Source organism: Psychroflexus gondwanensis ACAM 44, assembly GCF_000355905.1.
Classification (GTDB): Bacteria; Bacteroidota; Bacteroidia; order Flavobacteriales; family Flavobacteriaceae; genus Psychroflexus; species Psychroflexus gondwanensis.
The window spans coordinates 320,974-341,065 of record NZ_APLF01000004.1 but is presented as its reverse complement, the minus strand read 5'-3'; the positions used below and the strand labels follow the sequence as shown (position 1 = coordinate 341,065).

Sequence of the window (20,092 nt, the reverse complement as noted above, 5' to 3'; positions counted from 1 at the left end):
TAACTAGCCATCAAAAAATACATTTTTCCATATTTTATTAAAATTCCGACTACTATAAATAAGATAAGAATTCCAATCATAATTTATTTTGTATTATTCGGTCTGTTCATTTTTTTATTTAAATATATTAATTTCCTCGTTAGGAACGATTTTTTCCAAATGTACCTCAACGATTGGCAATATTAAAAGTCAGGGATTTTGAAACTATAATTTGACTTGAGATAAATTAATATCTATACAGGGCATTTACTTTTTTATGATTTTTATCGGGCATATCTTCTTTTTCCATTATGAAAATGTTTCCGCCTTTCTTAAAAACCTTTAAAGCGATAAGGTTGAGTAAAGAAATATTGTCGTTTGTAAGTTCACTTTGAATATTTGCCTCTTGACTCTTGGAATCATATTCACCAAATATCTCAGCGCCATTTTGTACAAATAGACTATCTATTCTACCTTCAATTGCCGCCTTTATAATCATATTGATGTCTGCAGAAGCCTTCCCTGTTCCGATATGTTCAGCATATAAGTTAAGTTTTTCTTCGCGACTTTTGCTGAAATATGCTTGTAATAGACTCCAAGTTTCTTCATGAAGTTGATTAATGTTTTTATCCTCTGGATTTCCTGAAACATGTTCTTTGTAAAGATTTTGATAAGTACTTACTTCTTTATAAACAGGGAATTGAAAATCTTGACAACACACTACTAATGGTGGTTTTTGGTCATCATGCAGCATCGTCATTATTCCATCATTTACTGCTCTAAAATAACGTTTCATCTCATTCAACTCTTCTGCTTTTCCTTCTCCAGCACCATGATACATCCCAGAATTACTGTCTCCTTGTTGACCAGATCTAAACTGTAGATTTTTTTGCTCAAAATCGTAACCAACCACGTCTTCCAATCTTGATGGAACTTCTTCTGGAGTCACTACTTCAGTAATGGTATATCGAGTTCCTTCATAGAATTTGACTTCATCATTTTTAAGAGTTAGTAAATAAAACAATCCATCACCGTTGAAAAGGGGCATCATTGGTTTTAGATAAAAGCCATCGGATACGTAGTTGAATTCTTCAAAATGAACTGGAACTGTATATTTTTTAAATTGATTTTTAGAAAGAAAGATAGCTAATCCATCAGATTGGTGTCTCCAAAAGTCACTATTGTCAATTATATCTTGGATAGGCTGTACAAACTCGTCAATTTCTTTATCCTTCAATTCTTGTGCTTCAAGTTTGACTTTAACTTTTTTAAGCTGAGTTTTTAGCCTACTCTTATCCTGACCTTGTAGGGTTTCTTTTCCAGCCCGATGGGTTGGTATAAAAATAGAAACGCAAAAAGGACTATGCTCTTCGGCTAATTTTAAAAGTTCATTTTTTGTAATCATTTCTTTATTTTTTTAATTAATTTCTTTTCAGGTTTTCTTATTGGATTTTGAAAAGCTCTATTGAAAATTTAAAAGGATCCTTATTTCTAATCATAACTTTATTCCAGATTAGAGAAACTTCCTGAAACTCATTTGTAATCCCCTTGAAAATTAACAAACACAAAGCCTTTTACCTCCTAATTTAAGAATATTTTAAATACTATTGAATAGAAGTATGACCTGAAATAGACAGTTTTTTAATTTAATAGATATGCCTGCTTTATGAAATGAATTAAATTCTCTCCTCAAGTCGTTTAGAAAGACCACAAGGATTGTATAAATCCTGTTTTTTGATTTTTGATAAAACTTATCCATATCGATGAATTCAGGAAAGCCTTCGAGTGGCAACAGGTGTTTTTTTTAGATAAGACAACCCCTTAAATGGAGCTTTACCCCGTATTTTTATGATCTACTTCAAGACTAGTTTAAAAGAAAGGAGGGAGGAGTGCTTTTGGTTTATATTCTTAATAGTAGATTTTACCATTTTAATTGTAGTTGAGACCTCTGAGAATTTGAGACGTATTCGTTAGATTTAGTGTTACTAAATTCAATTCAATTTTTTTATTTGAAGCTATATTTCACCTTAATTTTTAGTTGGCGACAGCTTTTTCAGACCCTCTCTAGAAAGTACTTTTGTATAAATCCCCCCTTTAATGTGGTTAACATCGAATTCAATAATAAAGGCCTTCTTATCTATTGCGTCAATTAAATTATATGTTCTTCTGATATCAACCCTATTGATGACTGTATGAATAATATCATTTTTAGGTTGAGTGCCTCTTTTTCCAAAACCTCCCGCTCCCTGATATAAAGTGGTACCAGTTCCTACAATCCTGATAAGCCCTTCGTTAATTGAATTTGTATTTTTAGAAATAATCATTAAGCCAACGTAATCTTCAAAACCTTCAATCATAAGATCAATAACCTTAGCGGTAACAATAAAAGTCAAAATTGAGTACATGGCTATTTCTAGAGAAAGTAATAATGCAGTAGCTCCAAATAAAATCACATTAAAAAAGAGGATAACCCTTCCTATGCTAATTCCCAAACGATCATTTAAGAATATTCCCAATATTTCTGAACCGTCTAAGACAGCGCCGTTTCTAATAGTTAATCCAATCCCAGCCCCTAAGAATAGACCTCCAAAAATGGCAATGAGAAGTTTATCTTCTGTAATTGAAGCAAAGTTTTCGAAATGGATGATTACTGCTAACAAAATGATTGAAATTAACGATTTTGTGAAAATTCGTCTAGACAAGCTAAACCATGCTAAGATGAGGAATGGAATACTGACAAGTAAGAGGATAAAGGAAATATCAATATCGAAAAGTTCACTCAGTAAAATTGCAATACCCGTTGCACCACCATCTAGAAAACCATTTGGAAGTAAAAACATTTTAAGGCCTATACTAGCAAGAAAAATACCTATTGCAATTTGAAAAATCTCTGATAAAATTCTCTTCATAGTACTTATCTGTATGCTCTTCAGTTTAAATACCTGAATCGTGCCTAAAAATAACATTATCCAGTATCGTTTTCATCTTTTTTTAATCAATATAACCGAGTAACTCATTTTATTTTTAAGATCATAGGTCAAAGCTTTTAAATCATTCTGCCTTAAACCTCTTTTTCACGCTTTGCTGTTCTCCATTTAGATATACTATATTTCATTGGATGTGGAGATCTTATAATAAAATAGCTTTGTTGAGAGGGCTCTTATTATTCTAGTGTTTAGAGATCCTTGTAGATTTGAGTTAAAATTTTATTCCTTTTAGAGTCTTTTCTCGTCAGAGTAGTTCCTTGTGATCCACCCTTAGTCTGGATTAAATAATTTATTTCAAATAATAAATATGAGGAATTAGCTAATGCAGAAGTCTCTGAAAATCTCCTGTAGGTGATGGCATACAGAAATTATACTTTATATTTACGTTAACTTATGAGGTCTAAACTAAAGTTTTCTACAAAAGGTTTGGGAGCATATCGGCAAGGTGAAATTGAAATTAATTTGTTATTTATATATGATTTTCTATGGGTTTTTACAATAAACTAAAATGGGTTCTAGGTATTTTAATGGTTTTTGTTATCATCGTTTCAACAAATTTAATCGATAGGAATAATTTTATTCGAGTTAAGGATTCAGTTGTTACTATTTATGAAGATAGGCTACTAGTTACAGATTTGATTTTTGAAATGTCGGAAGCTGTTCATACCAAGGAACTAGCGATAGCTTTAACGGATTCCATCTATTATACAAAGCAAAACAAAGAGGCAAACCAAGAGATAGGGGAGTTGATATCGAGATATGAGTTAACAAGGCTAACTGAAAACGAAAGCAAAATTTTTGAAGAGCTTAAGAATAATTTTGAGACTTTAAAGACTTTAGAAAGTACCTATATTAAATCTAAATTTAAGGAAAAAGAGCTTTTAAACCAGCAGATTTCAGAATTTCAGCAAAACTTATCCGGGCTGTCTAAAATTCAGATCAATGAGGGTAGAAAACAGATGTCTATTAGCCGAAAAGCTATCGATACAGTTGAATTGTTTACCCAAATTGAAATCTATTTACTAGTTTTTTTAGCGATTATAATTCAGATTATCGTGATGTATAAGCCGAAAAAGAAATAAATTTATTCGAGTTAAGGATTCGGTTGTTACTATTTATGAAGATAGACTAGTAGTTTCAGATTTAATTTTTGAAATGTCGGAAGCTGTCCATATCAAAGAACTAGCGATAGCTCTAGCGGACTCTATCTGTTATACTCGCTAACTCTATTGACAAACAAACCTTTGGCAAAGGCTTAAAGTTTAAACTGGCAGAGGTTAAAACCTTCATAAGACTTGTTAAAAAGCATTTTCACTGTAATAGTTTAATTAAATTTATGTGAAATTAAAAACATTTAATATAAAAACTGTTAAAAAATTACTATTGCTTTTAATTATTCCATCCGCGCTTATTTCTTGCGGATCTAGTGTAACAACCGTAAAAGCGCCAAGTGCAGATTTGAGTAACTATGATACGTACGCTTTTCTACCAAATTCTATGGAATTGAAAAATAAATCTATAGATGAGGAGATGATAAGTGAAACAGTATTAAGTTCAGTGAAAAAACAGATAGAACAGGAAGGTTTCCGTATGGATAGAGATAATCCAGATGTATTGGTATTAATAAGTACTAAAACTGATTCTGAAAGTTATTCCGAAACCGATCCAGTGTATGCCACATATCCCTATTCTAGGTACCCAACAGCAACCAGGGTAAATCCATACTATAACAATTATTACTACAATAGTTATAATTCTATAAATAGAATTGTAGGTTATGATACAGATGTTTATAAATATAAAGAGGGAACATTGATCATAGATTTAATTGATGCAGAATCTAAAAAAACAATTTGGAAAGGAATTACCACAGATAATATTTATTCTGGAAGTACCACTGAAGCTATTGCAGACTTGATAGATGATGTGTTTGATGCGTACCCGATTAAAAAAATGTAACTTCAAATAGTTTGAACATTGACTAATCATTAACTGTCAGATATCTCTGGCAGTTTTTTCGTTTTTAATTTATAAAGTTGAAGAAAGGCTAAGAGAATTAAATTGCTTTCACAACCAAAAACCCACTTGTCCAAGCATTTTTAAAGTTGAAACCTCCAATTTGGCCTGCTTCCTGTTCTTTCTCCTGTAGCTCTCAGCTTAGAGATACCCCTTAAGTTAGTGATCTTTTGCCTAGATCTCATCAGTATCTTGTGTTTTTACGTTGTATGGGGCACATCTCCTAACGCTATAGGTTTTGGTATAACTACCTTAAGGTTTCGGACATGGTTAAGAAAGACTTCCAGATGAATATTATCTCTACTATTGCAATCAAACTGGCGGTATACTATTTTTTATGCCTGTTGTCTTTGGTTTGGATAGTTTGAGCTTTCCTGAAGTCTTAAAATAGGGGGTAGGTACAAAAAAGAAATATTAAAGCAGTTTTTAGTTGGGGGCTTGACACCCATTTCTTGAGATAAGTCATTTAATTTGTCCCAATACTAATTTTGATTGGTAAATGATCAGAACCGATATTTTCTCCTACAGATCTGTCTAAAACAATTAAATTTTCCGAAACTAAACAATGGTCAAGCGTTGTTTGTAGCATTCTAAACCTTGCAGGCCATGTCGGCAAAAGTCCAAAACCAATTCGGGTATCCTTTAAGTCTCCTTTAACTAAAGCCCTAAAATGATTTGAAAAGGAGGAGGTGTTGAAATCTCCTATAACAATTAAATTTTCTGAAAAGCTAGATCGCTTGTCCACAATATTCAATAGTTGTTTGTTTCTATTTTCGAAAGCTGACTGATTCATAGGAGGCATAGGATGTGTGGCAATGAGTGTAAAGCTTTTGTTTTCAATCTTTAATTCAGCACGTATAGAGGGTTTGTTGTTTAATTCAAAATAGTCAATGGAGCTGTTCATCTCAAATTTGCTCAGTAATGCAATTCCAAAATTATCAGTTCTTGTAAGGATTTTTTTATAAGGATAATTTTTTAGTATAGGCATTAAATGTCTTTTCCATTCTGGTGTAAACTCCATTAGAACCAGTATATCAGGATCCTCTTTTTGGATATAACTTTTAACTAAATTGATTTTTGTGTTACTTGATAATAGATTAAGACTTGAAATTTTAAAGTTGCTTTTCGATATTAAATTAGGAGAGGTTAGATAATAAGGTACTATATAATAACAGTTCCATAGTATCGATATCACAATAAATCCTAAAGCCAAAACCTTATGTTGGAGTATAAAGCTAGAGATAATGAGCAGCAGAACTGATATGACTAGGTATTGTAATTTGAAATTGGAAAGGATATCGAATAACCAATAATCAGAACTGATATTCGGTAAAATGGAGACTATTAAAATCCCAATGATTCCTATCCAAGTTCCTTTTCTTAGAAAAGATCTACTCATATCCTTAAATTATGTCTGCCGATATCGCAGACTTTTAGAAGCTTAAATATATATATTTTAACTAGTATTTCAAGTTTATTAGTTAGCACGAATTATTGATTCAAACGAATGACAAGTATTTAATTTAAAGATTTAATTATCATGACCCAATTGAAGTCCTAAAACATAAAAGTTTTGCACTTATGGGTTGAACTCAGCATTGAATATATCTTAATATTAGAAAAACTTAGTTTAAACTAGAGTGAATAAAGATTTTTCACAAAAAAAACTCCTACAAAACTTTTGTCTTGTAGGAGTTTAGAGAGTACCCAGAGCGGGACTTGAACCCGCACACCCCAAAGGACACATGGCCCTCAACCATGCCTGTCTACCAATTCCAGCACCTGGGCATAATAAATACAAATATAAACCCTTAAAGAGACTTTTGATAATTTCTAAAATGGATTTTGAAAGAATTTATCAATATAGTCAGAAATGAAGGTATATATTTATAAATTTAAAAAATGGATTTACCCTCAAAACGAATTAAGTAAAATCTAATAAATGATATGGTTAGGTCTCCCTTCGACTCACCCATCGGTTTGCTCAGGCTAAACTTCTCGCCCAGCCAACTTAGAACTTAAATAGTGATCTGACTGGGGCTTCCTTCGACTTCACCTATCGGTTTGCACAGGATAAACTTCTCGCCCAACCAACTTAGAACAAACTTCTCGCCCAACCAACTTAGAACTTAAATAGTGATCTGACTGGGGCTCGAACCCAGGACCCTCTCCTTAAAAGGGAGATGCTCTACCAACTGAGCTATCAGATCTTGAAATAAACTAAGAACTTGAAATAAAAAAATGATCTGACTAGGGCTTCCTTCGACTTCACCTATCGGTTTGCTCAGGATAAACTTCTCGCCCAATAAAATCTGAACTTAAATAGTGATCTGACTGGGGCTCCCTTCGACTTCACCTATCGGTTTGCTCAGGATAAACTTCTCGCCCAATAAAATCTGAACTTAAATAGTGATCTGACTGGGGCTCGAACCCAGGACCCTCTCCTTAAAAGGGAGATGCTCTACCAACTGAGCTATCAGATCTTTTAGCGTCTTTTTGCGGGTGCAAATATAATATCTTCCTTCGTTATTTCAAGTAAAAATAAATTAAATTTGAAAGATTTTTAATTTGTTCAAAGATACAAGATATGAAGTTAGTTTTATTAGGATATATGGGGGTTGGAAAGTCAACTTTAGGTAAGCTGATTGCCGAAACATTTAATCTTCCCTTTATAGATCTCGATCATTACATCGAAAATAAAGAGCAATTATCGATACCACAGCTCTTTGAACTCAAAGGAGAGATTTATTTTAGAAAGGTAGAGGCGGAAGCATTAACCGAAATTCTTTCCAAAAAGGAAGATTATATTTTGTCTCTTGGTGGGGGCACTCCTGTGTATGCAGATAATATGAAGCAGATTATGGAAGCTACAGATGTCACATCTGTTTATGTGAAGTTAAATCTTGAAGAATTAAGGGATAGACTTTTTCAACAAAAAGAATCAAGACCAGTAATAGCTCATCTAAATTCTAAGAGTGATTTTGAAGATTTTTTAAGAAAGCACTTGTTTGAGCGCCAACAGTTTTACTTTATGGCAGATCATGTTCTAAATGTAACAGGAAAAGGTATATCAGTAAGTCTGGATGAATTGACGTCTCTTTTAAATCAAAATACTTAAATCAGTTCTGCTTTAGCTGGAGACTTAAAGTCTACTTCAACCCTCTCATTGAGAGATGTGGATAGCGAAATCCCCTTAAAATCTGCTTTAATCGGGTATTTCTTATGGTTCCTATCGACCAATACAGCAGTTTTAAATTGTTTTAAAGGCACATCTAAAAAGTGTTTGGCAGCAAACATGAGTGTTGATCCAGTATTCAGAACGTCATCGACGAGAATAACGCTTTTGTTCTCATATAAAGAGGGCTCTATAGATACCTGAACAGAATGTAATGGATTTTTTTTGTCTATAGTAACCGTTGCTAATACCACCTTGGTGTCTGTCAATTCCTTTAGCTGTGCTGAAATTAGCTCTGCAAGTAAGGCGCCATTTTTATAAATACCAGCGACAATAATTACCTTATCCTCCAAACAGGTTTCTAAAATTTGTAAAGAAATTCGTTTGATTTTAATGTAGATATCCTCTTCAGATAAAATTAAAGTTGGGCTTGTTTCCATGTTCGTTTTATTCAATATCGTCTTTGGCATTTTCTTTTAAATCGTCCAGTTCTCTCCTATCTTTTTTGGTGGGTCTTCCTGCTCCTTTCTTTCGATAGTAGTCCTGAGAATACTTGAGTAGTTCTAGTTTTTCTAAATTTTCTTTTGGAGTAATATCAGTACAATAGATAGCAACAAGCTTAGCTCCAACCCTCGACTTTGGAAGGTCTAGAATTTCTATTTTGTAATGGATTTGATTTTTTCTTATTTCTAGCTTATCTGTAGGATAGACATTTCTAGAGGGCTTTACAGAATCTCCACCTATTTTGACATGCCCTTTTTTACATGCATTCGTCGCAATACTCCTTGTTTTGAAATACCTTATGGCCCATAAATATTTATCAACTCTCATTAAAATCAAATTTTTATCGTCTAACAAAAATAGAAGAAAATCGTATCTTGCGACAAAAATTACAGTTAAATGAAATTACAAAGATTGCTTTTTATACTAATGCTTGGTTTTATCTTTTCATGTAGTGATGATGACGATACCAGTGAGCCAGTAGAGCTTAAAGATCCTGAAGAAGTGAAGGATGAAAATATGCTTCAAATTGAAGAATTTTTAAGTACACATTTTTACAGATTCGAAGATAATCCCCAAAATCCAAATTTTCAAAATATCGTGTTTGATACGATTGCTGGAGACAACGCTAATGAAGAACCTATTATAAATTCAGAATTTTTAGAATCCAAACCAGTTACTCAGCAGGACGTAGAGTATACATTGTATTATTTAAAATTTCGAGAAGGGGCAGAGTCCGTAAGGCAGCCAACATTTGCTGATTCTGTATTGGTGACTTACAGAGGATTTTCTTTATTTGAAAACCAAACATTTGATGCTTCACCTAATCCAATTTGGTTTGATTTGACCAATAACATTAGAGGATTTTACGAGGTCATGGATGAGTTCAGAGGGGCGACAAGTTTTCAAGAAAACCCTGATGGTACAATCAGTTTTGATGATAACTTTGGTATTGGAACTGTGTTTATTCCTTCTGGTATAGCTTATTATGCAACTCCCCCTAGCGGGTCTGGTATTGCAGCTTATGAACCAATAGTTTTCAATATTCAACTTTACAAATCTAAGGAATCCGATCACGACCGAGATGGCGTTCCTTCGTGGATGGAAGATATTAATGAGGATAGGCGAATAACCAATGATGATAGTGACGGCGATAATATCCCAGATTTTGCGGATATAGATGACGATGGTGATGGTACACTTACCGAAGATGAAATTGAGTTTGACGCTGAGGGGAATCTTATCCTTCCAGATTCCAATGGAAACGGTACCCCAGATTATTTAGATCCCACTTTTCCAGAAGATGCTTAAACGGATGAAGATTAAATCTTTCACGCACATAAAAAAACTCTTTAGTTTAAGTTTAGTTAGTATTTTTTTATGTGCAAATATGAAGGTCTAATTATATAGTTTGATCAGTATCAAAATTCTCCAAATATTCTTTCATTCGTTGAATAAATTGTCCACCTAAAGCACCATTAACTACTCTGTGGTCATAACTGTGAGATAAGAACATCTTGTAACGAATACCTATAAAGTCACCTTCTGGGGTTTCAATTACAGCAGGAACTTTCCTAATAGCACCTAAGGCTAATATTCCTACTTGTGGCTGGTTGATAATTGGTGTACCCATCACACTTCCAAAAGTTCCTACATTGGTAACCGTGTAAGTTCCTCCTTGAGTTTCGTCTGGTTTTAGCTTTCCATTTCTAGCTCTTCCTGCAAGGTCATTTACTTTCTTGGCCATGCCCAAAAGATTGAGTTGATCTGCATCTCTTATGACAGGAACTATTAAATTTCCATCTGGTAGAGCTGCTGCCATTCCTAGGTTGATATGTTTTTTCATGATGATTTTATCACCATCAACTGCGATATTGATCTTGGGAAAGTCTTTTATGGTTTTAGCAACGACCTCCATAAAAATAGGGGTAAAGGTGAGTTTTTCACCTTCTCTTTTTTGAAAGGCTGCCTTATGCTTTCCTCTCCAATTCCAAATATCTGTGACGTCTACCTCAATAAAGGATTGCACATGCGCAGAAGTCTGCGTGCTCGCAATCATGTGGCTAGAAATCAATTTACCCATTCTAGTCATCTCCACTACTTCGTCATCTGCATTTATATTTACTGGAGTACTGGGTTTAGCCACGGTCTTTGTAGCCTTTTTAGGCTCTGGGGTTTTCTTAGTAACAGATTGTTCAACAGAATTTCCACTTTCTTTTTTAGTCTTTACATAAGTAAGGATATCATCTTTGGTGACTCGCTCATCTAGGCCAGTTCCCTTAATTTTGTCTAACTCCTTTACTGTAATATTTTCTTTGTCAGCAATATTTTTAACTAGCGGAGAATAAAATTTGGAAGAGTCAGAATAGTTTGAAGTAGATTCAGTTGAACTTTTAGCACTTTTCACACTTTCTTCAACAGCAGAGGCAGCTTCATTCTCATCGGAGTCTTCGCCTTCTACTTCTATAGTAGATTCCTCTTCATTCTCATCAGAATCTTCGCCTTCTACCTCTATAATAGCGACCACTTCGCCCACTTTGACTACATCATCAACATCAAACAATTTTTCAACTAAAACTCCATCATATTCACTTGGAACTTCAGAATCTACTTTATCTGTAGCAATTTCGAGAACAGCTTCATCGGCTTCTATCGTATCTCCAACTTCTTTCAACCAGGTGGTAATTGTTGCTTCCGCAACACTTTCTCCCATTTTGGGTAATTTCAATTCTTTCTTTGCCATATATATAACCTAACAGGTACTTTTATATTTAAGATTGCAAATTTACTAAATTTAAGCCACTTATATTTTTAATACGTTAACTTATTCGTTCAGTTTTAAAATCTCACCCTTAAAATGCTTGCTCTCACTTCCAATGATAAAATTTTGCTTACTTGGTCTATATCGAAATATATTATTTTTAAGCTTATTGTTAATTAGTATCTCTATAGAATCTTTATAAGAAATAAACTCAGTATCAAAAATGATAAAGGTGTCAGTAAACTCTTTAGGTATTTTATTAGCACAGTTTACCTCATAAGCTCTTTTTGATTTGATTTGTCTCGTAAAACAAGAGTCTTCAGTTATGATAAGTGTATTTCTTTTGGATGTATCTATTGCTTTTAGGCTTTTTAGTCGGATTTCCTCTATAGTTTTGGTAAGTTTAAAAATTTGTTTTACGAGCTTAAAAGATGTTTTATAATTCTTAAAATGCTTTTTATAAAAAATATACATAGCATTAAAAAAACGATTCAAATAAACTTGGTCTTTTGTTGTACTTTCTCCTTTAAAATGTACAGCTTGAATTTCACCAAAGTAATAGTTTTGAAAACCTGCTTTTAATATTCTATAACTCAAGTCGATATCTTCTCCATACATAAAGTAATCTTCGTCAAAACCATTGACTTGTCTATATAAGGAAGTCTTCATAAACATAAAAGCACCCACTAAAATATCGGTTTTCCCTTTCTCATTTTGGTTCAATTCTAGATTATAATACTGAGTGCAATTACCTAATAATTTCATAAGAGCCACTTTTGGTGTAGGAACATTGCGCTTACTCTCTTTTAAAAACTCTCCCGATCCATCTATCAATTGAATTCCAATAGCCCCTGGGTTTTGGAGTTCTTTGTGAAAGACTAGTAGCTCTGTAAAACAATCTTCTGGTAATACAGTGTCAGGGTTTAAGATGCACAAATATTCGCCTTTTGCCTGTTTTACTCCTATGTTATTTCCTTTGGAAAATCCTAGATTTTCAGTATTTGAAATTAAAATAATATTTGGAAAAAATGTTTTGACGAACTCACAACTTTCATCTTCAGATTTATTATCTACAACAATAATTTCTGCATCCAGATGCTCAATAGCTTTAGTAACACTATCTAAGCATAGCATCAAATGATGTGGTACCTTATAGTTGAGTATAACGATTGAAAGTTTCAATTGGCTTAGTTTTTTAAAGAATTTTCAAAAGGTACGCGTTGAAGAATGCTTCTTCCTAGCGTAATTTCATCTGCGTATTCTAACTCATCTCCAATTGAAATTCCTCTAGCTATTGTAGACGTTTTAAGCGTATTTTCCGAAGCTTGTATTTGTTTATAGATATAAAAGTTGGTGGTATCCCCTTCCATAGTACTGCTTAGAGCAAAAATCACTTCTGTAACTTTTCCAGTTTTGATCTTATCAACCAGACTCTCTATGTTCAATTGATTGGGGCCAACTCCATCCATTGGGCTTATTTTACCACCTAAAACGTGGTAAATTCCCTTGTATTGTTCGGTATTTTCAATAGCCATGACATCCCTTATGTCTTCAACTATACAAATTATAGAGTGGTCTCTGCTTTGGTTTGCACAAATTCCGCATAACTCCTTATCAGAGATATTATGGCAACTTTTGCATTGCTTCACTTTTGTCTTTAAATCCACCAAAGCTTTTGCAAGATCCGTGGTTTGAGACTGTGGTTGTTTTAATAGATGTAAAGCCAAGCGAAGTGCAGTTCGCTTACCGATACCAGGAAGTAAAGCAATTTCTTCAATCGCCTTCTCAAGAAACTTAGATGAAAACTCCATACGTGGCTAAAATACAATTTTGAGTTTTGTTTTTATAAAAATTTTATGAAAACATTTGTACTTTCGCTTTCCAAAATTAAAGTATGCAGGCTTACCAAATCCTACTCCTCGTTTTAGCTTATTTTATTGTCTTAATTCTGATCTCTTTTCTGACTAATAAAAGTGGGAATAACAGTGAATTCTTTCAGGCCAATAAACAATCTCCCTGGTATTTGGTTGCCTTCGGCATGATTGGAGCTTCCCTTAGTGGAGTAACGTTTATCTCCATTCCGGGAACTGTAGAGTTTGACAGCTTTAGTTATTTCCAAGTGGTGTTAGGATATACTATTGGATATGCAGTTATAAGCTTGGTCCTTATGCCTCTCTATTATAGATTGAATCTGACTTCAATTTATACTTACTTAGAGTCTCGATTTGGAAATTATGCTTACAAAACAGGAGCTTCTTATTTTATACTTTCCAGAATCGTTGGAGCGAGTTTTAGGCTTTTTTTAGTAGCCAATGTATTGCAACTGATTGTTTTTGATGCTCTTGGTATTCCTTATTACGTCACGGTGAGTATCACTATTTTATTGATATGGCTTTATACGTTTAGAAGCGGAATCAAAACTATTGTCTGGACAGATACCCTGCAAACCCTATTTATGCTTGTAGCACTAGGGTTTTCCATTTACTATATTTCTGATGCCCTTGAAATTGAAAGCCTTTGGGGGTATTTAGGGGCTCACGATAATTTTCAAATCTTCTTTTTTGAAGATTATAAAAGCTCAGATTTCTTCTTTAAGCAATTTATTTCGGGAATGTTCATCGCTATTGTGATGACAGGACTTGACCAAGATATGATGCAAAAAAACCTGACCTGCAGGACACTAAAGGATGCTCAAAAAAATATCTTTTGGTTTACTTTAGTTTTGACTGTTGTCAACTTTTTATTTCTTCTTTTAGGTTTGCTGTTAACAGATTTCGCAGATGTTGCAGGAATTAATGAAATCAAAGATGATTTATTTCCAGCTATTGCAACCTCTGGCGTCTTGGGAGTCAGTGTGGCTATTACCTTTATTCTTGGGCTCATAGCAGCGGCTTATTCTAGTGCAGATAGCGCGTTAACCTCTTTAACGACCTCTATTAGTATTGATATTTTAGATATTCAAAAGCGATATTCTGAAGCTTCACAAACCAAAGTCCGTCAATACATTCATATTATCATTTCTTTAGTTCTTATAGCGGTTATGATGATTTTCAAATATGCTATAGAGGACAAAAGCGTAATTAATAAGTTATTTGAATTTGCGGGGTATACCTACGGGCCACTTCTGGGACTTTACGCCTTTGGTTTATTTACAAAATGGGAGGTGAAGGATAAATGGGTTCCTATTATTGCTATACTATCTCCAGTTTTATCTTATATTTTAAGTCAGCTTAGTTTTACTTATCTCAAGTTTGAATTTGGCTTTTTTATATTGATTTTGAATGGGCTTTTAACCTTTCTAGGTTTAATATTGATTCGTCGCCAAAAGAACCAAGGTACAAGCTTCTAAAGCTTCAATGCCTGCAGCTTTCAATTTTTTTTGTAACTCTGGATTTTCTGTGCCAGGATTAAAGATGACACGTTTTGGTTTAAGCTGAAGTAAATAATCTTCGTACTCTTTTTGTAAACTCGGATTGATGTATAAAGTTACTGTATGGATATCGGAATCCTTTGGTGGTTTAGTTACAATATCCACACTACTAACGTGACCTTTTTGCTTTCCAACAGCTTTCACATCATGTTGCTTCTCCAATAAGGCGAGTATCGCGCTATTAGCATATCGACTGCGTTTTTCCGAAGCGCCAATGACTAGAGTTTTATAATCCATTTTAATTATATTTTTTGTTTAAACTTATTAGAGTTTGATTATCAACTCGTTAAAGTGTGTTAATGGTCGTAACATTCTTCGTTTTTTCTCGTTTATACTATAAAGCATTATTACTTGGATTAGCCTCTAGTAAATTTTGTTTTCAAAAAAGGTGATTTTTTAATCATCTTTTTTAGTTTAAAATAACAAAGTCTCCTTTCTCCAATTGAAGCCTCTCTACTAGACCAGCATTCACTTCCAGCACATACATTGAAGGAATTCCCGATGAAATATAGTCCTCTGAAAGTGGTTTAGTCTTTAGGTTAAAATCTACAATCTCCATTTCTGAATTGAGATATATTAAATCTAAAGGGATAAATGTGTTTTTCATATAGAACGTTTGTCGCTTTCTTTGATCCTCATATATAAAAAGCATTCCTTGATCAATCTTCATTTGCTTTCTATGCATTAAGCCAGTTTCTTTTTGGTAGTCGCTTTGAGCTAATTCAATTTCAAAAGTGATGGGGAGAGTATCCATATCCTTCACGAATTTGAGCAACGTATCTTTTCGGAAAGAAAAGGTTTGAGTAAGGTCAGTTTCCCTATTTTTATCTGTCTGGCATGAGAACAAGACACTTATAACATTCAAGACAACTAAAATTTTAAGCTTTTGCATTAGACTTACTCCAAATTAAATTTATAATGTCGTATAAATAAATTGAATTATTTTTGATTGATTGAAGTTAAAAATAATTAGCATAGCCTTAGTTACGGTAATTATTTTTGATAAAAAGCATGCGAAAAAGAAACGATTTGTTGCGGCATTATAGGTTTAATTTGGTATTCTTGAAGAAAAATAAATAATCCCTAAGCCAATTAAAATCATAGGTAAACTCAGGAGTTGTCCAGTGTTGAATATCCAATCGGCACGATCTGCAACCTGAGGTTCTTTGACGTATTCTACAATAAAACGGATGGTCCATAAGCTGGCGAAAAAGACTCCAAAAAGAACTCCTTTTTTTTGTTTTAAGTTAGTTTTCCAAAAGAGGAAAGATAAGACAGCAAATAAAATAAAATAACAAATAGACTCATACAGCTGAGCTGGATGTCTTGGAAAACTTTCACCAAGTTGCACAAACACAACACCAAAATCGGAGGTAGTGGCTTTACCTACTATTTCTGAATTCAAAAAATTGCCGACTCTTACAAAACCTGCTCCCAAGGATACAGATACTACAATCCGATCCAAAATCCAGAAAATAGGTTTTTGAACTACCTTTTTGCTGTAGAAATACATACCAATAGCAATACCTATGGCAGCTCCGTGGCTTGCTAAACCTCTAAAACCAGTAAATTCAATCTCGGGAACAAAGCTCACGGGTAGAAAGATAGATAAAGGATCTTCCAGAAATAATTCGGGTTGATAAAAAATAACATGGCCCAATCTAGCCCCAATTAAGGTAGAAAGTATGGTGTAAATGAGCAGCTTATCTAGCTTTTCTAAAGAAACCCCTTCTTGGGAGAATATCTTTTTCATGATATAAAACCCAGTCCCAAAGGCGATGAGGAACATAAGGCTGTAATATCGAATCATAAAAAAACCTATATCTAGACCTAAAGACGGGTCCCACTGGATAGCATGGAGCATAATTCTGTTATTTAAAAAAGCTAATATAATTATAATTGAAACCTGAGCGGTTAATCTTACTGTTTTTTGGGCTCTGGAACTGGATCATATCCAGAATCTCCCCAAGGATGGCATTTTGAAATGCGTATGATACTCAAGTATAAGCCTTTGAGGACACCATGTGTTTTTAAAGCTTGGAAGGCATAATGAGAGCAAGTTGGTTGAAATCTACAGTTAGCGCCTAAAAGTGGGGAAAGTATCCATTGGTAAGCTTTTATAAGCACCAAAAATGGAAAAATTAATACTTTTCGCCACATCATCTTTAAGATTTGATCGTAAAGCTAGTCCCTTCCTTCTGGTCTTTTAACTCTATATCCATCTCCAATAATTTATCCCTTATTTTATCGCTCGTCTCGAAGTCTTTATTAAGCCTAGCGTGATTTCTCATCTGAATCATAAATTCAATAAGTTCTTTGAAATCATCTGTATTTCCTTTACTTTTTGAAGTGTCTTCCAAATCTTCGAGTCCCATCACCTCAAAAATGAAGTCGTCCATGGTTTTTGATAACAGATCAAGACTTTCTCGGCTTAGGCTTTTATCCCCAGACTTTACAAGATTAATTTGCTTAACTGCTTCAAATAAATGCGCAATAAGTATGGGGCTGTTAAAATCGTCATTCATCGCTTCATAGCACTTGTCCTTCCATGCATTGACATTGAAATCTGAAGTTTTTGAAGCTTTTAAGACCTTTAGAGTGGACAGACTTTCCATCAATTTTTGAAAGCCTTTTTCTGCTGCAGATAAAGCTTCGTCAGAAAAGTCTAGAATACTTCTGTAATTGGCCTGAAGCATGAAAAACCTAATCACTGGTGCAGTATACGATTTGGAAAGTGTTTCATTGTCGCCACTAAACAACTCTCGGGGTAGAATGTTATTTCCAGTACTTTTAGACATCTTTTTGCCGTTGAGGGTTAGCATATTAGCATGCATCCAGTAGTTTACCGGATCTTTACCTGTTGCAGCCTGACCTTGAGCAATTTCACATTCGTGGTGAGGGAACTTAAGGTCCATACCTCCGCCATGAATATCAAATTCATCGCCTAGGTATTTGGAACTCATCACAGTACATTCTAGATGCCATCCAGGAAAACCAACACCCCATGGAGAGGGCCAGCGCATGATGTGCTGAGCTTCTGCTTTTTTCCATAAGGCAAAGTCTTGTGGATTTTTTTTGTCAGATTGTCCCGCAAGTTCTCTGGTGTTAGAAATAAGATCTTCAATTTTTCGTCCGCTTAATTTTCCGTAGTGATGTTTTTTGTTGTATTTAATGACATCAAAATACACATTACCATTGACTTCGTAAGCAAGTCCTTTGTCGATAATTGTTTTGATAGTTTCAATCTGTTCAATGATATGGCCAGTAGCAGTAGGTTCTATACTAGGAGGTAGATTGTTGAATTTTTCGAGAATTTGGTGAAAATCAATACTGTATTTTTGAACCACTTCCATTGGTTCTAGCTCCATCACTTTAGCTTTTTTAGCAATACGGTCTTCTCCCTCTTCACCATCGTTCTCTAGGTGGCCCGCATCGGTGATGTTACGGACGTAACGTACTTTATAACCTAAATGCTTTAAGTATCGAAACACCAAGTCAAAAGTGATAAAGGTTCTACAATTTCCCAAGTGAACATTGCTGTAAACCGTTGGTCCACAAACGTACATGCCCACATAGCCTTCAGTGATAGGTTGGAAGGTCTCTTTTTGTCCTGTAATGGAATTATAAATCTTCAGGGATTGGTGCTCGTATAAAGCCATGTATTAAAATTTAGTATCTAATTTGATATAGTTGAGAAGTTCTCTTCTCACATTTTCATCTTTAAATTTCCCTCCATATTCACTAGTCACCGTGCTACTTTCAATGTCATTGATGCCGCGACTATTCACGCAAAGGTGCTTAGCATCTATAACGCAGGCTACATCTTCTGTTTTAAGCGCTTTTTGCAACTCTTTAACCACTTGCATGGTCAATCGTTCTTGAACTTGAGGGCGCTTAGCGTAATAATTCACAATCCTATTCATTTTTGAAAGACCAATTACTCTTCCGCTGGAAATATAAGCGACATGAGCTCTGCCAATGATAGGGAGCAAATGATGCTCACAGGTAGAATAGACGGTAATGTTTTTCTCAACCAACATTTCACCGTACTTATAGTTGTTTTGAAACGTAGACGCCTTGGGTTTTTTATTGGGATGCAAACCGCCAAAGGTTTCGTTCACATACATTTTAGCGACTCGGTTTGGAGTCCCCTGTAAACTGTCATCGGTCATGTCCATACCTAAGGTTTCCATGATTTGGTGAACATGGCCTTTTATTTTTTCAATCTTTTCATCATCACTCATCTCAAAAGCATCCTCTCTTATAGGATTTTCGTAAGAGGTAGCAATGTGATTATCTCCTAGTTCTTCAATTAGATTTTCTTTATTTTGATCACTCATTTGTCTTGTATAATTAGAGGTCGCAAAGATAGGTTTTTTGCCAAATTTCTTATCCCATACGACTTATTTATCGGGTTTTTCGGCTATAAATTAACTAAGCTTTTGTAATTTTTCTGAATTTGATTCAGATTAAAAATGGATTAAAGACTTCACTTTGTCTTTTGGAAGCAATTCTCGACCCTGTAGAAAGTCTAGTTCAATGATGAAATTGACTTGTGCGATCTCTCCTCCAAGAGTTTCGATAAGACGACAAGCAGCTGCTGCTGTTCCTCCTGTGGCTAATAAATCGTCGTGAAGTAAAATCTGTTCTCCTTTTTGAATGGCGTCCTCGTGAATCTCGATTGTGTCGCTGCCATATTCTAGGTCGTAGGACTGAGAAATGGTTTTTGCTGGCAGTTTCCCAGGTTTACGAATAGGTACAAATCCTACGTCTAGTGCTTTTGCAATAAGCATCCCCAAGAGGAAACCTCGAGATTCTATGCCTACAACTTTATCGATAGGTTGTCCTTCTAGGCCTTTTATGATTTCTGAAACGGCAAAAGAGATCGCCGTGGGGTCGAGCAGTAGAGGTGTGATGTCTTTATAAGAGATGCCTTCCTTAGGAAAATCGTCTATAGTTCTGATATAATTTTTAAGTTCCATGATATTTACTTTATAATGTGTTGGTAAAAGTATAAAAAGAAATATATTTGCACTCCCAAAAAGGGCCACGTGGCGCAACTGAATAGCGCATCTGATTACGGCTCAGAAGGTTGCAGGTTTGAATCCTGCCGTGGTCACAATTACTCACAACTGTGTTGTGATTTAAGTATCAAAAATCCAATAAGCTTTTGCTTGATTGGATTTTTTTATTTAAAGCGCTAAGATCTTTTTTAAAGTCTCCCCCATTTGTATTTGTATAAT

The 20,092-nt window shown here is 34.4% G+C and carries 20 protein-coding genes and 4 tRNA genes; 6 read left to right on the top strand and 18 right to left on the bottom strand.

The window, feature by feature from the left end; genetic code table 11:
* Positions 1-226 precede the first annotated feature (226 nt).
* Positions 227-1,384, bottom strand: a complete 1,158-nt coding sequence (locus PGOND44_RS05325) for a baeRF7 domain-containing protein (protein WP_003437611.1) — start codon at positions 1,382-1,384, stop codon at positions 227-229.
* Between the two features lie 622 nt (positions 1,385-2,006).
* Entirely contained in the window at positions 2,007-2,888 is an 882-nt protein-coding gene (locus tag PGOND44_RS05320; protein ID WP_040555812.1) for a YitT family protein, read from the bottom strand.
* A 563-nt stretch (positions 2,889-3,451) separates the two neighbouring features.
* On the opposite strand from PGOND44_RS05320, the gene PGOND44_RS05315 reads away from it, so the two are divergent.
* Together PGOND44_RS05315 and PGOND44_RS05310 are read left to right on the top strand one after the other, a co-directional pair.
* Positions 3,452-4,048, top strand: a complete 597-nt coding sequence (locus PGOND44_RS05315) for an MCP four helix bundle domain-containing protein (RefSeq protein ID WP_003437605.1) — start codon at positions 3,452-3,454, stop codon at positions 4,046-4,048.
* A gap of 301 nt (positions 4,049-4,349) precedes the next feature.
* Positions 4,350-4,925 (top strand): DUF4136 domain-containing protein, encoded by a 576-nt coding sequence (locus tag PGOND44_RS05310; RefSeq protein WP_003437604.1) that lies wholly within the window; start codon positions 4,350-4,352, stop codon positions 4,923-4,925.
* 523 nt (positions 4,926-5,448) lie between these two features.
* On the opposite strand, the gene PGOND44_RS05305 is transcribed toward PGOND44_RS05310, so the two are convergent.
* The 4 genes from PGOND44_RS05305 to PGOND44_RS05290 form a co-directional block, all read right to left on the bottom strand.
* Positions 5,449-6,381: an endonuclease/exonuclease/phosphatase family protein gene (locus tag PGOND44_RS05305; protein WP_003437603.1), complete on the bottom strand. Its 933-nt coding sequence runs from the start codon at positions 6,379-6,381 to the stop codon at positions 5,449-5,451.
* A gap of 305 nt (positions 6,382-6,686) precedes the next feature.
* Positions 6,687-6,770: transfer RNA gene (locus PGOND44_RS05300), tRNA-Leu, on the bottom strand.
* Between the two features lie 349 nt (positions 6,771-7,119).
* Positions 7,120-7,192: transfer RNA gene (locus tag PGOND44_RS05295), tRNA-Lys, on the bottom strand.
* Positions 7,193-7,392: 200 nt separating this feature from the next.
* Positions 7,393-7,465, bottom strand: a tRNA-Lys gene (locus PGOND44_RS05290).
* Between the two features lie 104 nt (positions 7,466-7,569).
* Between PGOND44_RS05290 and PGOND44_RS05285 the strand changes: the two genes are divergently transcribed.
* Positions 7,570-8,100: a shikimate kinase gene (locus tag PGOND44_RS05285; protein ID WP_003437602.1), complete on the top strand. Its 531-nt coding sequence runs from the start codon at positions 7,570-7,572 to the stop codon at positions 8,098-8,100.
* Here PGOND44_RS05285 and PGOND44_RS05280 read toward each other — a convergent pair.
* A complete protein-coding gene (locus PGOND44_RS05280; RefSeq protein ID WP_003437600.1) occupies positions 8,097-8,597 on the bottom strand; it encodes a phosphoribosyltransferase family protein in 501 nt (166 codons plus the stop codon). The two genes, PGOND44_RS05285 and PGOND44_RS05280, sit on opposite strands and share 4 nt — an antisense overlap.
* Before the next feature lie 7 nt (positions 8,598-8,604).
* Positions 8,605-8,988 (bottom strand): RNA-binding S4 domain-containing protein, encoded by a 384-nt coding sequence (locus tag PGOND44_RS05275; RefSeq protein ID WP_003437598.1) that lies wholly within the window; start codon positions 8,986-8,988, stop codon positions 8,605-8,607.
* Between the two features lie 69 nt (positions 8,989-9,057).
* Here PGOND44_RS05275 and PGOND44_RS05270 point away from each other — a divergent pair, with 69 nt between their 5' ends.
* A complete protein-coding gene (locus tag PGOND44_RS05270; protein WP_003437595.1) occupies positions 9,058-9,969 on the top strand; it encodes an FKBP-type peptidyl-prolyl cis-trans isomerase in 912 nt (303 codons plus the stop codon).
* Positions 9,970-10,060: 91 nt separating this feature from the next.
* Here the strand turns inward: PGOND44_RS05270 and PGOND44_RS05265 are convergent, their stop codons facing one another.
* From PGOND44_RS05265 to recR, 3 genes are all read right to left on the bottom strand, one after another.
* The gene (locus PGOND44_RS05265) at positions 10,061-11,401 is read right to left on the bottom strand and encodes a dihydrolipoamide acetyltransferase family protein (RefSeq protein ID WP_003437592.1); all 1,341 of its coding nucleotides are present in this window, start codon (positions 11,399-11,401) and stop codon (positions 10,061-10,063) included.
* An 81-nt stretch (positions 11,402-11,482) separates the two neighbouring features.
* Positions 11,483-12,601, bottom strand: coding sequence for a glycosyltransferase family 2 protein (locus PGOND44_RS05260; protein WP_003437589.1), 1,119 nt, complete (start codon positions 12,599-12,601; stop codon positions 11,483-11,485).
* A gap of 5 nt (positions 12,602-12,606) precedes the next feature.
* Complete coding sequence (recR, locus tag PGOND44_RS05255; protein ID WP_003437586.1) at positions 12,607-13,230, bottom strand: recombination mediator RecR; 624 nt, start codon at positions 13,228-13,230, stop codon at positions 12,607-12,609.
* 83 nt (positions 13,231-13,313) lie between these two features.
* On the opposite strand from recR, the gene PGOND44_RS05250 reads away from it, so the two are divergent.
* Positions 13,314-14,768 carry a sodium:solute symporter gene (locus PGOND44_RS05250; protein WP_040555810.1) on the top strand — a complete coding sequence of 485 codons (1,455 nt, stop codon included), beginning with the start codon at positions 13,314-13,316 and terminating at the stop codon, positions 14,766-14,768.
* Here PGOND44_RS05250 and PGOND44_RS05245 read toward each other — a convergent pair.
* The 7 genes from PGOND44_RS05245 to PGOND44_RS05215 all read right to left on the bottom strand — a co-directional run bounded on the left by PGOND44_RS05245 (position 14,724) and on the right by PGOND44_RS05215 (position 19,831).
* Complete coding sequence (locus PGOND44_RS05245; protein WP_040555809.1) at positions 14,724-15,086, bottom strand: CoA-binding protein; 363 nt, start codon at positions 15,084-15,086, stop codon at positions 14,724-14,726. The two genes, PGOND44_RS05250 and PGOND44_RS05245, sit on opposite strands and share 45 nt — an antisense overlap.
* Positions 15,087-15,258: 172 nt before the next feature.
* A complete protein-coding gene (locus PGOND44_RS05240; protein ID WP_003437582.1) occupies positions 15,259-15,741 on the bottom strand; it encodes a DUF192 domain-containing protein in 483 nt (160 codons plus the stop codon).
* Between the two features lie 156 nt (positions 15,742-15,897).
* The gene (lgt, locus tag PGOND44_RS05235; RefSeq protein ID WP_003437580.1) at positions 15,898-16,713 is read right to left on the bottom strand and encodes a prolipoprotein diacylglyceryl transferase; all 816 of its coding nucleotides are present in this window, start codon (positions 16,711-16,713) and stop codon (positions 15,898-15,900) included.
* Positions 16,714-16,769: 56 nt separating this feature from the next.
* Complete coding sequence (yidD, locus tag PGOND44_RS05230) at positions 16,770-17,009, bottom strand: membrane protein insertion efficiency factor YidD (protein ID WP_003437579.1); 240 nt, start codon at positions 17,007-17,009, stop codon at positions 16,770-16,772.
* 5 nt (positions 17,010-17,014) lie between these two features.
* A complete protein-coding gene (gene cysS, locus PGOND44_RS05225) occupies positions 17,015-18,508 on the bottom strand; it encodes a cysteine--tRNA ligase (protein ID WP_003437577.1) in 1,494 nt (497 codons plus the stop codon).
* Between the two features lie 3 nt (positions 18,509-18,511).
* Positions 18,512-19,189 (bottom strand): GTP cyclohydrolase I FolE, encoded by a 678-nt coding sequence (gene folE, locus PGOND44_RS05220; RefSeq protein WP_003437574.1) that lies wholly within the window; start codon positions 19,187-19,189, stop codon positions 18,512-18,514.
* A gap of 129 nt (positions 19,190-19,318) precedes the next feature.
* Positions 19,319-19,831 (bottom strand): adenine phosphoribosyltransferase, encoded by a 513-nt coding sequence (locus PGOND44_RS05215; RefSeq protein WP_003437571.1) that lies wholly within the window; start codon positions 19,829-19,831, stop codon positions 19,319-19,321.
* 63 nt (positions 19,832-19,894) lie between these two features.
* Between PGOND44_RS05215 and PGOND44_RS05210 the strand changes: the two genes are divergently transcribed.
* Positions 19,895-19,968 (top strand) — tRNA-Arg (locus PGOND44_RS05210).
* Positions 19,969-20,092 lie beyond the last annotated feature (124 nt).

Bases quoted from the DNA above. Each gene is read 5' to 3' on its own strand.
- PGOND44_RS05250 (WP_040555810.1), top strand. From the start codon at position 13,314: ATGCAGGCTTACCAAATCCTACTCCTCGTTTTAGCTTATTTTATTGTC.
- PGOND44_RS05315 (WP_003437605.1), top strand. From the start codon at position 3,452: ATGGGTTTTTACAATAAACTAAAATGGGTTCTAGGTATTTTAATGGTT.
- PGOND44_RS05325 (WP_003437611.1), bottom strand. From the start codon at position 1,384: ATGATTACAAAAAATGAACTTTTAAAATTAGCCGAAGAGCATAGTCCT.
- recR (WP_003437586.1), bottom strand. From the start codon at position 13,230: ATGGAGTTTTCATCTAAGTTTCTTGAGAAGGCGATTGAAGAAATTGCT.
- lgt (WP_003437580.1), bottom strand. From the start codon at position 16,713: ATGCTCCATGCTATCCAGTGGGACCCGTCTTTAGGTCTAGATATAGGT.
- PGOND44_RS05270 (WP_003437595.1), top strand. From the start codon at position 9,058: ATGAAATTACAAAGATTGCTTTTTATACTAATGCTTGGTTTTATCTTT.
- PGOND44_RS05275 (WP_003437598.1), bottom strand. From the start codon at position 8,988: ATGAGAGTTGATAAATATTTATGGGCCATAAGGTATTTCAAAACAAGG.
- folE (WP_003437574.1), bottom strand. From the start codon at position 19,189: ATGAGTGATCAAAATAAAGAAAATCTAATTGAAGAACTAGGAGATAAT.
- PGOND44_RS05240 (WP_003437582.1), bottom strand. From the start codon at position 15,741: ATGCAAAAGCTTAAAATTTTAGTTGTCTTGAATGTTATAAGTGTCTTG.
- PGOND44_RS05305 (WP_003437603.1), bottom strand. From the start codon at position 6,381: ATGAGTAGATCTTTTCTAAGAAAAGGAACTTGGATAGGAATCATTGGG.
- yidD (WP_003437579.1), bottom strand. From the start codon at position 17,009: ATGTGGCGAAAAGTATTAATTTTTCCATTTTTGGTGCTTATAAAAGCT.
- PGOND44_RS05280 (WP_003437600.1), bottom strand. From the start codon at position 8,597: ATGGAAACAAGCCCAACTTTAATTTTATCTGAAGAGGATATCTACATT.
- PGOND44_RS05245 (WP_040555809.1), bottom strand. From the start codon at position 15,086: ATGGATTATAAAACTCTAGTCATTGGCGCTTCGGAAAAACGCAGTCGA.
- PGOND44_RS05320 (WP_040555812.1), bottom strand. From the start codon at position 2,888: ATGAAGAGAATTTTATCAGAGATTTTTCAAATTGCAATAGGTATTTTT.
- PGOND44_RS05215 (WP_003437571.1), bottom strand. From the start codon at position 19,831: ATGGAACTTAAAAATTATATCAGAACTATAGACGATTTTCCTAAGGAA.
- PGOND44_RS05265 (WP_003437592.1), bottom strand. From the start codon at position 11,401: ATGGCAAAGAAAGAATTGAAATTACCCAAAATGGGAGAAAGTGTTGCG.
- cysS (WP_003437577.1), bottom strand. From the start codon at position 18,508: ATGGCTTTATACGAGCACCAATCCCTGAAGATTTATAATTCCATTACA.
- PGOND44_RS05285 (WP_003437602.1), top strand. From the start codon at position 7,570: ATGAAGTTAGTTTTATTAGGATATATGGGGGTTGGAAAGTCAACTTTA.